This window comes from Capnocytophaga sp. G2, from assembly GCF_035282625.1.
Taxonomy (GTDB): Bacteria; Bacteroidota; Bacteroidia; order Flavobacteriales; family Flavobacteriaceae; genus Capnocytophaga.
Genome location: NZ_JAYKBU010000017.1, coordinates 17,536 through 36,671 on the forward strand (window position 1 = coordinate 17,536; position 19,136 = coordinate 36,671).

Sequence of the window (19,136 nt, forward strand, 5' to 3'; positions counted from 1 at the left end):
TCATAAAAACAAACATAAAATGAGACGTATTTTTAATTTTACTATCATGGCTCTTGCCATGAGTTTGCTTATCATAAGCTGCAAAAAGAGTGAAAAAGAAGTGGAAGCACCTCTCACTCAACTGAAGTTTACCCCTGAAAGAACAGAGGTAGAGGTAGGAAAAACAGCCACTGTAACCATTGTAGGAACTTGGAATAAAACCGACAAGGTACAAATAGCTAATAAAGAAATCGTAACACAACAAGGAGAGGTTACCGATAACAAAATCAACCTACTGGCTAAGAAAGTGGGGACTACTAAAGTGAATGTGCTAACTGCTGATGGTCGTAATAGGGGTAACTTTGAAGTTACAGTAACCCCTACCTCTGAACTACACTTTACTCCTAAAAAACCAGAAGTGGAAATAGGAAAAGCAACTACTGTAACCATTGTAGGAACTTGGAATACTACTGACAAAGTGCAGATAGCTGATAAAGAAATCGTAACACAACAAGGAGAAGTTACCGATAACAAAATCAACCTATTGGCTAAGAAAGTGGGGACTACCAAAGTGAGTGTGCTAACTGCTGATGGTCGTAATAGGGGCAGTTTTGAAATTACAGTAACTCCTATCGCTGAGCTACATTTTACCCCTGAAAGACCCGAAATAGAAGAAGGAAAAACGGCAGAGATCACCATAGTGGGAACCTGGAATACCTCTGACAAAGTAAAGGTAGAAAACACCGAAATTGTAGAACAACAAGGAGAGGTTACTAACAATAAAATCACTCTTTTGGCAAAAAAAGTAGGAGATACTAAGGTGGAGATCTTCACAGCTAATGGTCATAAAAGAGGTAGCTTCCAAGTGATTGTAACCCCTAAGTTGCTACTTTCCTTCTCCCCTGAAAGTGTATCCATAGAAGAGGGGAAAACAACAATTGTAACCATTACAGGAGTATGGAATACCACTGATAGAGTACAAATAACCGATGGGGAAGTAGCTGCCCTACAAGGAGAAGTTACCGATAACAAAATCACCCTATTGGCTAAGAAAGTGGGGGCTACCAAAGTAGAAGTTTTCACTAAAGAAGGACAAAGTAGGGGTAGTTTTGAAGTTACAGTAACTCCTAAACTCTTACTCACCTTTAATCCTGTAAAAGCTGTTGTAAAGAAAGAAGAAACTACCACTGTAACCATCATAGGGGTATGGAATATACTACCGATAGAATACAGATAGCTAATAACGAAATCGTTGAGCTAAAAGGAGGAGTTACTAATAACAAAATCACCCTATTGGCTAAGAAAGTGGGTAATACTAAGGTAGAAATATTCACTGCAGATAATCGCAGCCGAGGTAGTTTTGAAGTATCTGTATATACCTTAGCCAATACTCTTAAATTGGCTTATAAAGCAGATATCCCTCACTACAAAACAGGGATCACCGACAAAGAAGAATACAAACGCCTTATAGAAGAAACGCTCGTAGCCTATGAAAAACTAATGTTAGAATTAGAAGGTTTGGAGAAATATCCCACAGATAAACAATATTATAGCAAACAGAACGATCTTTATTTAGAAGGAATAAGAATCTCTAGGGAAGCAAAACAGTTTTATAAAGGAAAAAAAGATACAGCTAATATCCATGAATTGGAGAATACCTATGAAAACCTACACCAATATGGCGTTGGTTATGCTGAAGTAGAAATCATGATCCGAATAGCTGAGCAATATCGAAAGAAATATCCTAATAATACAGAAATAGAAAAACTTATTAAAGAGAATTTTAATGGAGGATATACTAGCTTAGATGGACCTAGCTTAACTAATTATCTCAATAATAATATAGTAACTACTTTCAATAAAATTATTGATATTGTAAATAGTCTCCAATAAGTAAGGAAGAAGAAGTTGTAGAAAGAGATAAGTGAAGAGTGAAAAATTTCATTCTTCACTTTTTATTTTGCACTAATTTATACCCTACCCCTTTAACGGATTTTATATACTCTTTCCCTATTTTCTCTCGTATTCTGGCAATATGAATATCTATAGTACGACTCTTAGAGAGTTCTTTATCTCTCCAAACAAGGGTAGCTATTTCCTCTCGGGTGAACACCTTATTAGGAACACTCATAAGTAAGGATAGGAGTTCATATTCTCTTTTAGGGAGAAGTATTTCTTTTCCTTCTTGAAAAAGGCTATAAGCATCCGTATTAAGGGTATAAGTTCCCAATATCATCCCTTCTGTATAAGATGGGTTAAGGAGCGTAAGCTTAGTTAGAGCGTTGAGCTTACTGAGTAGAAGTTTGATTTTGATATTCTTATACACAAAATCATCCGCTCCAGCATCAAAGCCTGCTAAGAGTGCATATTCCTGATTTTCCTCTGCCAGTAGGACAATAATAGGACGCACAGGTAGCTTCATTTGGCGCAATCGCTCACATATCTCCACTCCATCAGTATCAGGAAGAAAGATATTAAGCAATATTAGTTCAGGAGTCGTTCGCTTAATTATGCGCAATGCCTGTGCCCCTCCTGTAGCTGTAAGCACTTCAAAACCTGCCTGTTGTAAAACAGGAGCTACAGACCCCAACCACTGGGTATCACTATCTACTATTAAAAGCGTAATAAATGTTTCTCTTTCCATTGTGTATAAAATTCAGGATTATACAGAGAGAGCATTCCATCCTTCAATGAGGTAAATACCTGCACTGTTTCCCCTGTACAAACTAATTCTCTTTGTTCATTATAGATAAAATAGTGGAAGACTAATTTAGCAGCAGGAGTATCCATATAAAGGGTCTCTATCTCAAGGAGTTCTCCATAGCGTACTCTTTTTCTGTGTTCACATACACTCTTTACAACAGGGGTTGCGAAGCCATGTTGCTTTATCTCCAGATAAGAAATGCTATACTTTCTGCCAAAAGCCTCTCGCCCTTCTTCAAAGTATTTAATGTAATTACCATGCCATACAATCCCCAAAGGATCTGTTTCACTAAAGCGTACTCGTATCTGTACACTTTCTTTCAAGGAAGTGGACTTATAGATTTCTTTTTGCCTTGTCATATACTATAGAAATTACCATACAAAGAATAAAAAACAAACAAAGAAGCGCTACCTTTAAAAGTACAGAGGCAAGCGTACCTTCCCTTAGAAGAATTTCATAGAAAGCCTGTAAACCCCAATTCATAGGAGAGAGCCTAGAGATTGCCTGCATAAAAGAAGGCATGGCAAATACAGGAATCCACACCCCTCCAATAGCCGCTAAAATCACTGTAAGAGTAGCTCCTAAAGGGGCAGATTGTTCCTGTGTCTGACAAAGAGTTCCTAAAAGGACTCCCAAGCCAATGGCTGCCATACTGGAAGCGATTGCTACTACAAACAAGCTCAATATACGTCCACTAATATCCAAAGCAGGAAGCCCTAACATCGGGAAAATATATAAACCCATCAAAACCATTAGAATAAACTGTAGTAAACCTATAGCTGAGAAAACCAGAATCTTTGCCATAAGTAATCGTCCATAAGGGAGCGGAGAGGTAATTAGGCGTATATTCGTTCCTTGTGTTCTCTCTCTTACAATATTAGCAGAAAGAGGAATTGTAATAAAAAAGATGGCAAAGAGCGCCCATGCCGGCACATTGTGCTGTACTGAATTAGGAATTTTTTTCGTGGGTGTTGGATTTATCTCAGTGAAGGTAATCAATTTTTTCCCTGTAGGGAAAGGCAATTGTTTATCTTCTCCTAGTTCCTTCTCAAAGGCAATGTAGATAAAGAGATTCTCTACCTGATACATCATTTTATCTATATGAGTCTTGATCGTTTCCTTAAAAGAAAGCGGCAATGTAGGATCAAAGTAGAGCCGTATTTCCTTAGTTTCAAAATCTTTTAGCTGTTCTTGAGGAATCTCCTCTTCCATGAAAGCACTAAGAATTCTGTTTACTTTTTGCTGTACTTCATCTTGCAAATCCTCTGAGAGATGCTCGGGCAACACAATAGCCATAAGAAAATCACCTTGACGCACCATCTGCTTAGCTTTCTCTTCATCAAGGTCTTTGATATTCACCCCTGTAGAAACCGAAAAGAAAAGACTCCCTTCAATTCCCATGCGTATATGCTCGGCTACTTCTCCATGATCATTATCTACCAGAAGGATAGCCGTTTTCTGCTCAGTAATATTACGAAAGGCACCGTCCTGCAGAAAGGTTACCGTAATAACCAATGCTAAGGGCATCACGAACAGAATAATAAGTCCGCCCAAATCCCTACAGATAAGGAGGGTTTCCTTGTAAACAGAAGTAATAAACTTATACATAAGAGGGTTCTTGACTGGTGAAATGAATAAATACCTCTTCCAAATTTAGGGCTTTCTTCTGAGCAATAAGCCCCTGAGGAGTATCCTCACAAAGTATTTCTCCCTTGTGGAGAATAGCTACTCTATGACAGAATTCTTGCACCTCTTGCATGTGATGAGAGGTATATAGGATGGACATACCTTGTCCATTGAGTTCCTTCAAGTACTGAAGAATAATATTTTTTGACATTACATCCACGCCTACTGTAGGTTCATCCAAGAAAAGTACTTCAGGGGTATGGAGGATCCCCGCAATTAGGTTAATACGGCGTTTCATTCCTCCAGAGAAATATTTAATTCTCTTATCGGCTACCTCCAAGAGTTCTACACGAGTAAGTGCTTGTACTACCTTCTCATGTAAGTCCTTTCCCTTAAGCCCATATAGACTTGCAAAATAAAGAAGATTTTCCCTTGCCGTAAGGGTAGGATAAAGTGCATATTCCTGGGGAACTACTCCTATTCTGTAACGAATTCTATGAGCTTGCTTGGAAAAAGACAAATCACATATAGTAAAACTTCCTGCTGTTGGCTTAATACTCCCCATCAGTATAGACATTAATGTAGTTTTTCCCGCTCCATTAGTCCCTAAAATACCAAAAATTTCTCCTTTATGTACTGAAAAGGAGATATTTTTTAATGCAAAACTTTCTGATTCCTTATATTTTTTATAAAGGCTTGTTACTTTTATCACCTCCTTCATGACTTCTCAGGAAAATTCTTTAATTCCTCTACAGAAATACCAAAAATTTCAGCATATTTCTGTAGTGTTTTTTCTGTCAATCTCTTAAACACTTTTGGCTTAGCATGTCTCTTTACAATCCATTGCCATTTATTCATATAACTTGCTAAGGTAGACCAATCCATACGAGCTTCTATCATATAATATACAATAGGGCTTAACTTTCCTTCTTGCACCTGCTTTTTCACCTCTTGCATTTGTTCCTCCAATAGTCCTATAGAGGCTTGCAGGGCAATATTCTTAACCTCCCAACCTTCACTAAGAGCCGTAGTATAATTACCCTGAGTATCCGTTACATAATAAACTTCCTTAAGTTCTCCTAAGGCTCCTTTATCCTGAGGAACTTCACTCTCTTTCATTTAATTAAGTTCTTTGATAAACAAATTCATCTGTGCTTGTGCCAATAGTATCCCCTTAGAGCAAGCATGACAATCCATAGAACAAATACTATAACCTTGACCATCAATCCTTGAGAGAAGCTCTGCCTCTGTAAGAACAGACTGTAACACTTCGGGTAAGGAATAGATCTCTACTTTCTTTATGGCACTAATATAGCCTATGATATTTTTAGTAGCTTCCCCCTTTTCAAAAAAAAATTGTCCTACTATAGCCGAACATGTTTGTGCCATATTCTCAATAAGCCCTACCTCCATAAAGAAACCTTTTTGAGTAAAAATACAATCTTTCCTGATTAAAAACTCTGTAGTAACACTTGTGTCATTGATATGTATAATGGTATCTACCAATTGCATAGGCGGACGATGAGGCAAATACTTATGAATAGAGATATTCATTATAGTTATGAGTTTGGAAAATTCAGTTTTTTACTTGTCCAGAGAGTTTTATAAGTTCACTTTTCAATATTGTTCTAATATCTTAATGCGTTTTTCAATAGGAGGATGGGTAGCAAAAAGAGAAAAGAAACCTTGTGCCTTATAATCAATAAAAAGCTCCTTAACCTCATCATTCTTAATCCCTTTAATAGTAGAGTGTCCTGATATTTTCCTCAGTGCATTAGCCAGTGCCAAGGAATTGTGTGTTATCTCTACGGCTCCGGCATCCGCCATATATTCACGACTGCGAGAAAGAGCAAGTTTGAAAAGAATAGACAAGAAATAGACGGCTCCTGCCACCAAAAGAATAAGAAGTATACCACCTCCTCCTTTAGTATTTTTCCGATTGCGTGAAGAATATTGCCCATTAAGTAGCATCCGAAAGGCTAAATCAGCAATAGTTGCAAAGATTCCCACAAATACAATGGTAACAATAAGCAAGCGGACATCACGGTTACGGATATGAGTAAGTTCGTGGGCAATGACCCCTTCCAATTCTTCATCATTCAGAGTATTAATAATCCCGCGCGTAAGTGTAACTGAAAAAGTCTTCTCATTAATTCCTGAAGCAAAAGCATTTAGTGCATCACTTTCTATAATATAAAGTTTAGGCATAGTCATTCCTACCGACATACAAAGGTTCTCCGTTAGGTTATATACCCGCATATTCTCCCGACGTTCTAAGGGCTCGGATTGAGTTGCCATCTGTATCATCTGAGTATGGAAAAAATAGGAAATAAAAAACCACACAGTAACCCCAATGAGTACAGGGGGAATTACTGAAACAAACTGACTATTAGCTTGTTCTATATCTTGCTCAGAGAATACATACAATACTACATATACCCCTGCTAAAATAAGCAGGGGAAATGCTAATAGGAACAAGATAGACTTGATGTTGTTCCTTGTTATTTGTTGTTGTATTCCAAGATATTGCATAATCACAGAACAAAAGTACCTCCTAAGTTCTTTTCTCTTGCTATAAAGAGGACTTAAAACAAACTTCTTTGAATAATTATTAGTTCACAAATGAATTATAAGCACTAATAACGTCTTTATATTCATCTGAGAGGTCATTATAATCTCTTTCACTAATAGTTTTATTTTCTTTTCCATTACGGATAAGCTTACGTGCTGCTCCTAAGAACTTTTCTGTAGCTTTGTGAATATCCTCATAATTTGTTTTATCAGAAGGAGTTTTACTCTTTACCTCTATCTTTCGATTTTTATCCAATAGATCTTCTATATTCTTGTAGAGAGTTTGCAACTTAGCTTCATCAAAGGTATTTGCTTCTCCTTGTCGGAGAACTTCATCTAAGAGATCCCCTTCTTGGGTAAGAAGTTTCTTCGTTGCAAGGATATTGTCCTTAAGAGGATGGTCTTTAAGGATACTTTCCTCTGCTTGATCCACAATAGCCCTCATTGCATCAAAAAGGGTATCATGACTATCATAGAAAGCAGTTGCTTCTTCTTGTATTGTTTTTTTGAGATCTTGTAGTTTTTTTCCTTGATCATCCTTATAATCCTCTGCCTCCAAATAAGAGTTAATTTCTACTGCAGAAGCTCCTATTTTATCGGAGTGTGTCTTGAGAGCTTCAAAAGCTTTTTCTATAATTTCCTTTTTATCTCCAAATCCATCAGGCACTTTTAGGTTATCCTTCGCAGAAACCGTAATCATCTTCATAGGTCTGATAGGCTTAATGGCAACTCCTCCGCTTGCTTTCTTTTGAAGAAACTCTTGTGCTTCATCCACATAGTCTACAACATCATCCGTATAGGAACTATTTCTCTTATAGAACTCTAAAGCATCATTATAGAATCCTATTACTTCATTAGCTTGATTCTGTCCACTTATGGAATCAAAAGGATTCTTACCCTTGGAGTTAGAGTTACACCCTGCTAAGAGAGCTCCTGCAAGAACCAAAGTTAAAATAATTTTTTTCATATCTCTTTTTATTAAATTAAAATATATTTATTCTTCTGCAAAGATACATATTTTTTTTGATGTTACCACTGATTAACTGCGAAAAGTAGTGCCAAGCGTATTTGTGTAAGCAATTGCCCAGAAAGCATATCATATTGTTTTTCCAAACCTCTTTCATATGCTTCATAAGAAGGGCTATCATTCCATGAGCCCATTGCTCCAAATACATCAGCAATTTCTGCAGCACAAAAAAGACGAACATTTGCCTCAGGCATAGGAATATTTTTCAAATATTGAGCATAATAAGTATCATTCACTCCTGTTCCTTCTAATATATCAAAAGCTTTAGTGAAAATATTGGCAAACCCTTGAAAGCCTATCTTATCGGCAAAAGCAGCTATTTCTTGCAATACTTTTTTAAAATCCTTAGTATTATCGGAAAACAAAGGCTCCCCCTTCGGAGCATTCTTCCACAACCTCTCTGTATAGAGAATATCCCAGCCATCATTTTTATACGCCCACTCAGGGGTAAAATAACTCACCACATCACCGGTAAAGAAACAAACTATACTACTTCCACTTGTATTGGAAAAACCTAATATACCTCTATTCTTCACTGTAGTAGGGGTTGCATATTTCACATCTTGTAGCCCTTTTTCAAGACAATGAGTATACCAATCACTCACACTTTTAGCACTATAAAAACCCTCTTCTGAAAATACAAAAGTAAGGTTCTTTACATATTCCTCACACAGATAATCTATAGTAGTTTTTGTTTGTAATGCTTTTTTGGCAGCAATTACAATGTTACAGAGTTGTGCCACTTCTCCATTCATAGCTATTAGTTTTTATCAAATATTCTTTCTTCAAAGCCAAGCCACATCACGGAAGCTGCCATATCTACGAATTTCAATTCATCTTTACGAAGATCTGCTAAGGCTTTTTGTCCTTCAGGAGTATTGCGTGCTTTGATAAAATCATCTTTGCTTTCATACCATAACTCTCCCATAGCATCAAAAGTAAAAGGAAGCGTTTCACGCTGAGTAGATGATTTCTCATCCACGGGCTGAAAGGGAAATGTTTTTGCATAATCTTTTATGAGTAATGCCTCCTTATAACCTATGACTTTTTGAGAATGTGCTTCCCATAGCTTTACAAATTCCTCTGTTGTAAGAGAAGCCTTCTTACGAACAAACATTATAATCTTAAACATTATTCTTTAATTTACCAATTATTGTATAATATTCTACTCTTTCCCCTTTTAAGAGGAAAGACTCATAATTTTTATTATTTGGTAAAAGAATAACCCTCTCCTCTGTATTATTTGCTATTCTTTCTTATCAGCTGAATGAGATTTCCGGTGCCTTATCCAACTGTTTACGATCTTCTTTTCCTAAGTCAAAGAAAGGTTGAGGAGTCATTTTTTTAAATCCAGCTACAATATTGGTAGGGATGGATTGGATAGCGGTATTGAGCTCCTTAGTAGTAGAATTAAAATAACGTCGAACTGATGCCAATTTGTTTTCAATATCGGCTATTTCTTCTTGCAAATGCATAAAATTGGTATTTGCTTTAAGTTCAGGATAAGCCTCTACCTGTATATTGAAGGCTCCCATAGCGGAGGAGAGTTCCTTTTCAGCAGCTATCTTATCATTGATACTTGTGGCAGCCAAAGCATGACTGCGCGCTTGAGTGATTTTGGTAAGCACCTCTGATTCATGATTCATATAACCTTTTACCGCCGCTACAAGTTGTGGAATAAGATCATGGCGCTGTTTGAGCTGTACATCTATATCGGCAAAAGCATTCTCACGATTATTTGCCAAAGCTACTAATTTGTTATTGGCACTGATGTACCAAAACACTACAATTACTATAATTGCAAGGGTAATAATAAATCCTGTCATAATATAAAAACAATTAAATTTGGGGCAAAAATAATTAAAATAAATGGATATTCCTATTCTTAACTAAGAATTTGATAGGCTGCAAATGCAGAAAGATAAGCAAAGCCTGTCATAAAAAGCCATTGAATGATTGCCCATTTCCAACTATTGGTTTCCTTGCGCACAATAGAAAAAGTGCTGATACATTGCATAGCAGAGGCAAAAAATAACAGAATAGAAACTCCTGTAGCAAGATTGAACATTGGTGTACCATCAGGACGCTTTTCCTGTTGCAGTCGCGTAATGACTGTACGCTGCTGGGCTTCTCCTTCTTCCACATCCACCTCTCCTAAACTATAAATAGTAGCCAAAGTACTTACAAATGTTTCCCGTGCAGCAAAAGAACCTAATACAGCAATACTAATCTTCCAATCATAGCCTAAAGGACGAAAAACAGGCTCTACCCACTTACCCATATTTCCTAATAAAGAATTCTCAGTACGATAACCCAACAAATAATGTTCCTTTTCATCTTCATCCCAGCCATTTTGTAATGCAAGTTTTTCTGTATATGCCTCAGCATTACGATACTTTTGAGTAATTCCATGAGTCTGTAGAAACCAAATGAGTACCGTTATAAAAAAGATAATCTTCCCTGCATTAACTACAAAAGCTTTTGATTTCTCATACACAGTTAGTAACACATTACGTATCAGAGGCAGTTTGTAGGTAGGCATTTCTATGATAAAATGAGACTTGAAAGAATTCTTTAATACTAAGAATTTGCTCAGAAGCCACGCTGAAAAAATAGCCATAAATACCCCCAACATATAGAGAAGAAAGAGAGCTACAGCCTGATTATCAAAGAAAAAATAATTCCCTTCTGGAATAACTAATTTTATCATAATCAAGTATATAGGAAGCCTTGCTGAACAGGTAATAAAAGGAGTTACCAAAATAACAATAAGCCGCTCCTTCCAGCTTTCAATAGTACGAGTAGCCATCACTGCAGGAATAGCACACGCAGCACCTGAAATCAGTGGAATTGTACTCTTCCCATTAATCCCAAAAGGACGCATAATCCTATCCATTAGGAAGACAACCCTGCTCATATAACCACTCTCTTCCAATAAGGAGATAAAGAAAAAAAGTAAAGCTATTTGAGGAACAAAGGAGACTACTGCTGTAAGCCCAGGTATAACTCCATCCACCAAAAGAGAGGTAAGGGATCCCTCTGGTAATACCTCGGATATCCATTCACCTACCCATGCCAAAGCATTCTCTATCCACCCTTTAGGATATTCACTTACATAAAAAATTACTTGAAAAATAAGTAGTAATATTACCATAAAAATAAGATAACCCCATACCTTATGTAAGAGTATCTTGTCCAATAGAGCACGAGTTCCTACTGCTGTTACCTTATAAGTATCCTTCAAAGCATTATTAATCACCTGATAGCGAAGAATCGTTTCCCGCTGTTGCATGCGCTTAATCTCTGCCTCTGTTTTTATGTTCTCTTTCTGAATTTCTACTTTACGTAAGTTACCTACCATTTCAAAATTCTGAGAAATAACCATCCAGAGCTTACCCAATTCCTCATTAGGAAACTTTTCTTTCAAGAATCGGAAGAAAGTAGGATCAATGCGGTTAATATCTAATATTGGCTCTAAAGGGAGCTTTCTATAATTGATAATAAGGTTCTTAAGGGTCTCTATCCCTGTCTTTTGTCGGGTACTTATAAGGGCAATTCGCGTGTGAAGTTGTGATTCAAGTGCCGGAATATCAATAGTAATTCCACGAGATTTCATCCTATCTGCCATATTAATAGCCAATATCGTGGGAATCTTGAAGTCCTTTATTTGAGTGAAGAGATATAAGTTTTGCTTAAGGTTCTCCACATCAGCCACCACCACTACTACATCCGGGAATTCAATGTCATCTCTGTCCAACAAACAACTAATAGCTACCTTCTCATCCATGGAGTTAGGATTGGTACTATAAGTACCTGGCAAGTCATATACACGAGCATGGAGTGTCTGGGAAAGCTTACAGAAACCTACCTTCTTATCCACAGTAACTCCAGGATAATTCCCTACATGCTGGTTCATTCCCGTAAGAAGATTAAAAATAGAGGTCTTTCCTACATTAGGATTTCCTATGAGGGCTACTTTGATTTGATTCTTACTCATTTGTAGTGGATTTACATGGTTCTATCTCAATATATTGCCCCATTTCCTTACGGATAGCCAGATGAATATCATTAATAATCAAATAAAAAGGGTCTCCTAAGGGAGCAATCTCTACAAGTTTTATTTCATTACCAGGTAGGCACCCCAGTTCTAATAATTTAATGGGAAGCATCTCTGTATTCACCTCTTTAATAAGGTACTTCTCTCCACGCTTCATTTTATTAACTGTAAGCGTCATATTTTATTTATACTTAATTTAAAGAAGCAAAGATACTATTTTTTTCCTAAGTATAAAAAATTTTATTTACTTTTGTCATGAATTTTAACAAGTATTCAAAAGCATGAAAAACTATCTATTACGCTCAATAGTATTGGTGCAAATCTGCTTCTTGTTATTGGTAGGGTTACTTATCTTTATGACAGATATGATTGATAATCACCTCTATATAAATGTAGGAAGTCCTGCAAGTGAGCTCACCGAGATGTTACTTTCCCCTTTCTACTTACTGACAGACAATAGCCAGTATGCAAGTTCTTTCCTCCTACTCTTGCACTCTATGTGTCTTTTCTTATTCTTTTCGATGGTAGTAGGAATTATTATTGGCATTATCTGGTATTATATAAAGAAAAAATCACTCACTCCTATACCTTGGATGGCTGATTTGCTACTTACAGAGGGTATCTTCATAGCTGTATTGTTTATTAGCTACCTTATCATATATATTTTCCATCATTTTTCTTTCGAAATAGAAAAAGATGCATCCCTTTCTATATTCTTATTTACCCTTATGGGATGTCTTCCTGTATTTCTTATAGGAAGATGGCTTTGGCGACGAGGTATGCGGCTACTGGGAGGAATCACTTTGAATATTTACGGTATCGCTCTCGTTTTTGTTTCGGCTGTAAGTATCTATGCCTATGGGCAAGGAGATGAAAAGGACTTGGATCAGTACACCTATTCGAATCAGGACTATTCAGAAGAAACCTCTTATTACCACTATGAAGAGGGAGAATCTGAAGAAGAAGATCCTTACTCAGATGTCCTATACGAGGAGGATGATATTGTCTATTCAGAGGAGAATAATACATATCTCACCTATAATCCTTTTGATTTTAAGGCAAAGAGCGAAGATTATCTCACCTTTGACAAGCCTGGGGAGTATTACAAGTGGAATTTTGAGAAATTCAACAGTGATTTTATGAAAAAAATACTCTCTGACTACCAAAACATATTCTTCTTAGAGGATATTACACCTACTATAAAACCTACAGGTCAAAAGAAAATAGATGAAAAGAACCAAGCACTCCATGATTTTGTTAATTACTTAGGAACAGACTCTTATGTACTTAGTTGCTTTTGGCATTTCTTCAAAAATATTATTTTGGATCACATGAAGCTCAATCAGCTAATACGTTATTCTTCAAGAGCGAGATTTCTTCTTAAGATATATTACCTGAACAACACCCCTGCACTGTATGAAGATATAGATAGAGTCATGCAGATCTCCTATGTAGAAGAAAGAATCGATGGTCATATTACAGAAGAAGAATTTCTAAAGGCTCAGGTTAAGTTACTTAGAGCTGTATACAGAAACTATGACGTTACAGAAATTGACCGAGACTTACTCAACAGTAATATAGGAACAGATGAAATTCGTTGGGCTTATTCTTTTTGGGCACGTAGATATAAGGAGAATAATATCCCGATCGTTTTAGGTATCCTTTTAGATGTAGATCGTTATGTTAAGGAAAAACACCCGACTGAGTATGATTATCCTCAGATATAACTATCAAATAAGGCGAGCTGCTTTAGAGTAGCTCGCCTTATATTATAATAAAAATTTCACTTTTTCTAAAGCTTCAATAATACCTTCAGGTTTTTTACCTCCTGCAGTAGCAAAGAAAGGTTGACCTCCACCACCTCCATGAATATATTTACCAAGCTCACGTACAATCTTGCCTGCATCCAAACCTTTACTCTTAGTAAGTTCTTTATTAATATAACACAATAGCATTGCTTTTCCTCCTTCTTGGACAGTTCCAAAGAGTATAAAGGCATCTTTGACTTCTTCTCCTAACATAAAAGCCAAATCCTTAAGAGTAGCCAAATCCAAATTCAATTGCTTGGTAAGGCATTGTATCCCATTTATAGGGATAAATTCTTTCTTCAACCCTTCTTTCAATTGTTCGGCTTGTTCTCGCTTAAGTTGTTCTATTTCCTTATGCAATTGTGCATTTTCTTCTTGTAAATTTATAATCGATTTGATAGGCTCTTGAGGATTCTTAAGCGATGCCTTGATGCCTTCCAAGAGAGCCTCCTGATCGGCAAAATACTTGAGTGCTCCTGCACTGGTAATAGCCTCAATACGACGGATTCCAGCCGCTACAGCTCCCTCTGAAATGATCTTGAAGAACCATATATCTCCCGTATTCTTTACATGAGTTCCTCCACAGAGTTCCTTACTCTCCCCAAACTGAATCATACGCACATGGTCTCCATATTTTTCTCCAAAAAGAGCCATAGCGCCTGACTCTATTGCTTGCCTAATAGGTATATTACGATGCTCTTCAAGAGGGATTTTCTCAAAGATACGCTTGTTCACCAATCGCTCTACCTTCCTAAGCTCCTCCTGAGTAAGTTTAGCAAAATGAGAAAAATCAAAGCGTAAGGATTCAGGAGCCACATGAGAGCCTTTTTGTTCTACATGGGTACCCAATACTTCACGTAGAGCTTGATGAAGTAAGTGAGTGGCACTGTGATTTGCCTCTGCCAAAGTACGTGACAGAGAGGCTACTTCTGCTTGAAATGGATCATTAAGATTCTCTGGAAGATGCTCTGCGATATGAATAATTAAGTTGTTTTCTTTCTTAGTATCCAAAATATAGATAAGTTCGCCATTGGCTGCCTGCAAAGTCCCTTTATCTCCTACTTGTCCTCCTCCTTCTGGATAAAAAGGTGTTGTATTAAAGACTAATTGATAGAGTGTACCGTCCTTTTGGCTTTCTATTTTACGATATTTCACAAGTCGTACGATAGCTTTTAAAGTATCATACCCAATAAATTCTTCCTCTTCATCATCACGGAGTATTACCCAATCATCTGCTTTTACTTGAGCAGCCGCACGAGAACGTTCCTTTTGTTTCTGTAAGTTCTCTTCAAAACCTCTTTCATCCAAAGTCATTCCTTTTTCTGAAAGAATCAATGCTGTCAGATCCTTAGGAAAACCATAAGTATCATAGAGCTCAAAAGCCTTACTACCTGAAAGTTGCTTATCTGGATTATTTTGTATCATTACATCCAACATCAATAAGCCTTGCTCCAAAGTACGCAAGAAAGAGGCTTCCTCCTCCTTAATAACACTCATAATAAGGAATTGTTGTTTTTCTAATTCAGGAAAGGTACTTCCCATTTGTTTGGAAAGGGTTTCTACTAATTTATAGATAAAGGGTTCTTTCTGTCCTAAGAAAGTAAAACCATAGCGGATAGCCCTTCTAAGGATGCGACGAATTACATAGCCTGCTCCATTATTGGAGGGCAATTGACCATCGGCAATAGCAAAGGCTACCGCCCTAATATGGTCAGAAACTACACGGATAGCTACATTTATCTCCTCTTGCTCTGGGGTTACATTTGTACCATTACTATATTTGCTTTTAGTTATTTCTTCTACTTTATGGATAAGGGGCGTGAAAACATCTGTATCATAGTTAGACTGTTTCTTCTGTAAGACCATACAAAGCCTTTCAAAACCCATTCCTGTATCCACATTATGCGCAGGGAGCTTTTCTAAAGAACCGTCTGCTTTACGATTGAACTCCATGAATACATTATTCCAAATTTCAATCACCTGCGGATGATCACGATTAACCAAATCACGTCCAGGTATTTCAGCTTTCTCCTCCTCAGAACGGATATCCACATGTATCTCTGAACAAGGCCCACACGGACCCTGATCTCCCATTTCCCAGAAATTATCTTTTTTATTTCCTAAAAGGATATGATCCTCTGCAATACGTTCTTTCCAAATATCATAAGCCTCTTGATCAAGAGGAACTCCCTCCTCAGGACTTCCCTCAAAAACAGTTACATAAAGGTTTTCCTTAGGAATTCTATAGACTTCTGTCAAGAGCTCCCATGCCCAACTAATAGCTTCTCTCTTAAAGTAGTCACCAAATGACCAATTACCGAGCATTTCAAACATAGTGTGATGGTAAGTATCCCTGCCTACTTCCTCCAAATCATTATGCTTTCCTGATACACGAAGACACTTTTGGGTATCTACAACTCTTTTTTGCTTAGGTTTAGCATTACCAAGGAAATACTCCTTGAACTGATTCATCCCCGCATTGGTGAACATCAGTGTAGGATCATTCTTGATAACCATAGGAGCAGAAGGCACAATAACATGTCCCTTACTTTCAAAAAATTTTAAAAATTGTTGTCTTATCTCTTGTGAGGTCATATACTAAATATTATACCTTAAATAAAAATCGGGCAAAGATACAAAATAAATATCAATTGCCAATTATTGCTCATACATTAAATTTGTGGTTTTTCTTATATATTTTCCTACCTTGTTAAACTCCTATCCTTGAGATTCACTGATCATTTATAAGAGGAATATGCTTGACTATCCTTTAAAAGTTTTCATAATGGACTTGTACTCCCGTTGGAGCAAAGGATTGGAGGATTTCCACATTTTTATTGGTCAACCAAAGATGTGATGGAGTAGCCTTATTCTCTGTAAGTAAGTGATTTTGAGAAAGTATACGTTGAGTTTGCTTAGCTACCGCTTCTGCTGAGTCCATGATACGAACTTTTTCGGGTAGGATTTCTGAGATAAGTGAGGTAAGGTAAGGATAATGAGTACAGCCTAAGACAAGATAGTCCATATTTTGTTCTATCATAGGTTGAAGGTATTTCTCTAAAAGTTCTATCATTTCAGGAGTATTGATTCTACCCTCTTCAATAAGAGGTACTAAGCCCACTCCTTCTTGCTTTATTACATGGATACCCTTATCAAACAATTGCTGACAGGTACGAGCAAAGAATGCACTACGAAGGGTGCTCTGTGTCGCCAATACACCAATAGTCTTAGTTTGACTATAAAGCCCCGCTGGCTTTATAGCAGGTTCTATTCCTATAAAAGGTACTTTATACTTAGCTCTAAGATGACTAATAGCATTAGTGGTAGCTGTATTACAGGCAACTATAATGAGCTTACTATTATGTTCAAGCAAATATTCTGTATTCTTTTCACAAAGAGCTATAATCTCCTCAGAGGTCTTCTCTCCATAAGGAGCATGGATACTATCGGCTAAAAATAGGGTATCCTCATAAGGGAGCAAACGCACTAAAGTACGCCAGATAGTGGTTCCTCCTACTCCCGAATCAAATAATCCAATTGGGGTATTCATAAGTTATCAATTAACAGGCAAAAGTACAAAGATAATTATCATTTACTTTTGTAAAAAATTGGTTTAGACAACAAGGGGTATGCCAATAGCACACCCCTTATCATAATAATAATGAGAAAAACTTTTCTTATTTATCCTTTTTAGCATTTTCTTTACGTACAATCTCCCCTATTTGGTTAGAGGCAGCAAAGGAAGCAATCATATTACTAAGCATTTCAGCACCTGCCTGAGGTGAATTAGGCAACAATATCAAATTGCTCTTGGCATCCTGTCCTACGGATTGAAGGGTATCATAGTGCTGAGTAACTACAATAAGAGCAGATGCTTCCTGAGAACTAATACCCACCTTGTTAAGCACATCAACACTTTCCACTAAACCTCGTGCAATCTCCCTACGTTGGTCAGCAATTCCTTGTCCTTGCAAACGCTTACTTTCGGCCTCTGCTTTAGCTTTCTCTACAATAAGGATACGCTGCGCATCTCCTTCATATTGAGCAGCCACCTTTTCACGTTCTGCTGCATTGATACGATTCATAGCCGCTTTCACCTGTGCATCGGGGTCAATATCAGTAACTAAAGTTTTAATAATATCATATCCATAAGTTTCCATGGATTCCTGTACCTCTCGCTTCACAGCAATAGCAATATCATCTTTTTTTACAAAAACATCATCTAACTTCATTTTAGGTACCTCTGCACGTACCACATCAAAGACATAGCTGGTAATCTGATCATGCGGATACTCCAATTTATAAATAGCATCATACACCTTGTCCTTAATAACAACGAACTGTACAGAAACTTTGATTTTCACAAATACATCATCCAAAGTCTTAGTTTCTACAATTACATCTAATTGCTGAATTTTAAGACTAATACGGGCAGCAATCTTATCAATAATGGGAATTTTTAATTGCAAACCTGAATGACGAATACTCTGAAATTTTCCAAAACGCTCAATAGAGACTGCTGTTTGTTGCCTTACTGTAAAGAATAAAGAAAAGAAAACAAACAGAAAAACTAAGCCTAAAATTACGTAGGTATAACTCATAACTAATAATATTTTAATTGGGGCAAAGATACAACTTTCTAAAAACAAAAACAATATTTTCTTTTTATTATTTTTATCCTTAAAGAAAAATTAATATCATTAAAAATCCCTTGAATAAAGATTGCAAAAATAAATAAATTTACCTAATTTTGCACTCTATTATACAGATTTATGGAATGGACACAAATGTACATAAAATCACTGGGTAATATGTCCCATAATAATTATGCCCTTCTCTTAAAAGAAACAGATGGAGCACGCCAGTTACCCATTATTATTGGAGAATTAGAAGCCTATACTATCCAACATGGAACTTTGCGCCTTCCTACCCTTGTCCCACTAATACATGATGTCATATTAGATATCATGAAAGCTAATGATATGCATATTGTACAAGCACAAATCACCAACTTTCGTGAGGGAATATTCTATGGGCAAATTATCTGCGAAAAAGCAGGAGAAACTTTCTCTTTCCCTATCCGTGTTGGCGACGCTATGGCAATTGTAATCCGCTCCAGAATCCCTCTCTTTGTTGCTACATCACTTATTGAAAAATATGGCTCTCTTCCTAAAGAACCTGATACGCCAGAGGAGAAAGAAACTTATACCAATGAACGTACTCTTCCAAAAAATAATCTAAAACGCTATCTTACAGGAGAATTAGAAAAACTAATGAATGAGGCTATTGAACAAGAAGATTATGAATTGGCTGGTGAAATACAAGACGAACTTAATAGAAGGAAAAAAATATAATACAAATATC

At 36.8% G+C, this 19,136-nt stretch carries 20 protein-coding genes; 4 read left to right on the plus strand and 16 right to left on the minus strand.

Features of this window, described 5'->3' with window-relative positions; genetic code table 11:
* The first annotated feature begins 19 nt into the window (after positions 1 to 19).
* A complete protein-coding gene (locus VJJ03_RS09600) occupies positions 20 to 1,216 on the plus strand; it encodes a pilus assembly protein N-terminal domain-containing protein (RefSeq protein ID WP_323975269.1) in 1,197 nt (398 codons plus the stop codon).
* Positions 1,186 to 1,872, plus strand: a complete 687-nt coding sequence (locus tag VJJ03_RS09605) for a GAG-binding domain-containing protein (protein ID WP_323975271.1) — start codon at positions 1,186 to 1,188, stop codon at positions 1,870 to 1,872. Before VJJ03_RS09600 ends, VJJ03_RS09605 begins: the two co-directional genes overlap by 31 nt.
* Before the next feature lie 55 nt (positions 1,873 to 1,927).
* Here the strand turns inward: VJJ03_RS09605 and VJJ03_RS09610 are convergent, their stop codons facing one another.
* From VJJ03_RS09610 to VJJ03_RS09670, 13 genes are all read right to left on the minus strand, one after another.
* On the minus strand, positions 1,928 to 2,623 hold the full coding sequence (locus tag VJJ03_RS09610) for a response regulator transcription factor (protein WP_323975273.1): 696 nt from the start codon (positions 2,621 to 2,623) through the stop codon (positions 1,928 to 1,930).
* Positions 2,593 to 3,042, minus strand: coding sequence for an acyl-CoA thioesterase (locus VJJ03_RS09615; protein WP_323975274.1), 450 nt, complete (start codon positions 3,040 to 3,042; stop codon positions 2,593 to 2,595). Before VJJ03_RS09615 ends, VJJ03_RS09610 begins: the two co-directional genes overlap by 31 nt.
* Positions 3,017 to 4,291 carry an ABC transporter permease gene (locus VJJ03_RS09620; RefSeq protein WP_009746645.1) on the minus strand — a complete coding sequence of 425 codons (1,275 nt, stop codon included), beginning with the start codon at positions 4,289 to 4,291 and terminating at the stop codon, positions 3,017 to 3,019. Before VJJ03_RS09620 ends, VJJ03_RS09615 begins: the two co-directional genes overlap by 26 nt.
* Positions 4,284 to 5,030: an ABC transporter ATP-binding protein gene (locus tag VJJ03_RS09625; protein WP_323975276.1), complete on the minus strand. Its 747-nt coding sequence runs from the start codon at positions 5,028 to 5,030 to the stop codon at positions 4,284 to 4,286. The genes VJJ03_RS09620 and VJJ03_RS09625 overlap by 8 nt, the downstream gene beginning before the upstream one ends.
* Positions 5,027 to 5,428 carry a hypothetical protein gene (locus tag VJJ03_RS09630; protein ID WP_323975277.1) on the minus strand — a complete coding sequence of 134 codons (402 nt, stop codon included), beginning with the start codon at positions 5,426 to 5,428 and terminating at the stop codon, positions 5,027 to 5,029. The genes VJJ03_RS09625 and VJJ03_RS09630 overlap by 4 nt, the downstream gene beginning before the upstream one ends.
* Positions 5,429 to 5,863 carry an acyl carrier protein gene (locus VJJ03_RS09635; protein ID WP_009746648.1) on the minus strand — a complete coding sequence of 145 codons (435 nt, stop codon included), beginning with the start codon at positions 5,861 to 5,863 and terminating at the stop codon, positions 5,429 to 5,431.
* Between the two features lie 63 nt (positions 5,864 to 5,926).
* Positions 5,927 to 6,841, minus strand: coding sequence for a M48 family metallopeptidase (locus VJJ03_RS09640; RefSeq protein WP_323975279.1), 915 nt, complete (start codon positions 6,839 to 6,841; stop codon positions 5,927 to 5,929).
* A gap of 79 nt (positions 6,842 to 6,920) precedes the next feature.
* Positions 6,921 to 7,847 (minus strand): DUF3829 domain-containing protein, encoded by a 927-nt coding sequence (locus VJJ03_RS09645; protein ID WP_009746650.1) that lies wholly within the window; start codon positions 7,845 to 7,847, stop codon positions 6,921 to 6,923.
* Positions 7,848 to 7,909: 62 nt separating this feature from the next.
* Complete coding sequence (locus VJJ03_RS09650; RefSeq protein ID WP_323975281.1) at positions 7,910 to 8,662, minus strand: RNA polymerase subunit sigma; 753 nt, start codon at positions 8,660 to 8,662, stop codon at positions 7,910 to 7,912.
* Between the two features lie 5 nt (positions 8,663 to 8,667).
* The gene (locus VJJ03_RS09655) at positions 8,668 to 9,039 is read right to left on the minus strand and encodes an EthD domain-containing protein (RefSeq protein ID WP_009746652.1); all 372 of its coding nucleotides are present in this window, start codon (positions 9,037 to 9,039) and stop codon (positions 8,668 to 8,670) included.
* A gap of 127 nt (positions 9,040 to 9,166) precedes the next feature.
* Entirely contained in the window at positions 9,167 to 9,733 is a 567-nt protein-coding gene (locus VJJ03_RS09660; protein WP_009746653.1) for a LemA family protein, read from the minus strand.
* A gap of 59 nt (positions 9,734 to 9,792) precedes the next feature.
* The gene (gene feoB / locus VJJ03_RS09665) at positions 9,793 to 11,904 is read right to left on the minus strand and encodes a ferrous iron transport protein B (RefSeq protein ID WP_009746654.1); all 2,112 of its coding nucleotides are present in this window, start codon (positions 11,902 to 11,904) and stop codon (positions 9,793 to 9,795) included.
* Positions 11,897 to 12,142, minus strand: a complete 246-nt coding sequence (locus VJJ03_RS09670; protein WP_009746655.1) for a FeoA family protein — start codon at positions 12,140 to 12,142, stop codon at positions 11,897 to 11,899. Before VJJ03_RS09670 ends, feoB begins: the two co-directional genes overlap by 8 nt.
* A gap of 103 nt (positions 12,143 to 12,245) precedes the next feature.
* On the opposite strand from VJJ03_RS09670, the gene VJJ03_RS09675 reads away from it, so the two are divergent.
* Positions 12,246 to 13,691: an MFS transporter gene (locus tag VJJ03_RS09675; RefSeq protein WP_323975283.1), complete on the plus strand. Its 1,446-nt coding sequence runs from the start codon at positions 12,246 to 12,248 to the stop codon at positions 13,689 to 13,691.
* Positions 13,692 to 13,733: 42 nt separating this feature from the next.
* Here the strand turns inward: VJJ03_RS09675 and alaS are convergent, their stop codons facing one another.
* The 3 genes from alaS to VJJ03_RS09690 form a co-directional block, all read right to left on the minus strand.
* A complete protein-coding gene (gene alaS, locus VJJ03_RS09680) occupies positions 13,734 to 16,367 on the minus strand; it encodes an alanine--tRNA ligase (RefSeq protein WP_323975285.1) in 2,634 nt (877 codons plus the stop codon).
* 175 nt (positions 16,368 to 16,542) lie between these two features.
* Positions 16,543 to 17,322, minus strand: coding sequence for a glutamate racemase (murI, locus tag VJJ03_RS09685; protein WP_323975287.1), 780 nt, complete (start codon positions 17,320 to 17,322; stop codon positions 16,543 to 16,545).
* 127 nt (positions 17,323 to 17,449) lie between these two features.
* Positions 17,450 to 18,373 (minus strand): SPFH domain-containing protein, encoded by a 924-nt coding sequence (locus tag VJJ03_RS09690; RefSeq protein ID WP_323975289.1) that lies wholly within the window; start codon positions 18,371 to 18,373, stop codon positions 17,450 to 17,452.
* 171 nt (positions 18,374 to 18,544) lie between these two features.
* Here VJJ03_RS09690 and VJJ03_RS09695 point away from each other — a divergent pair, with 171 nt between their 5' ends.
* Complete coding sequence (locus VJJ03_RS09695; protein WP_323975291.1) at positions 18,545 to 19,126, plus strand: bifunctional nuclease domain-containing protein; 582 nt, start codon at positions 18,545 to 18,547, stop codon at positions 19,124 to 19,126.
* The last annotated feature ends 10 nt before the right edge of the window (positions 19,127 to 19,136 follow it).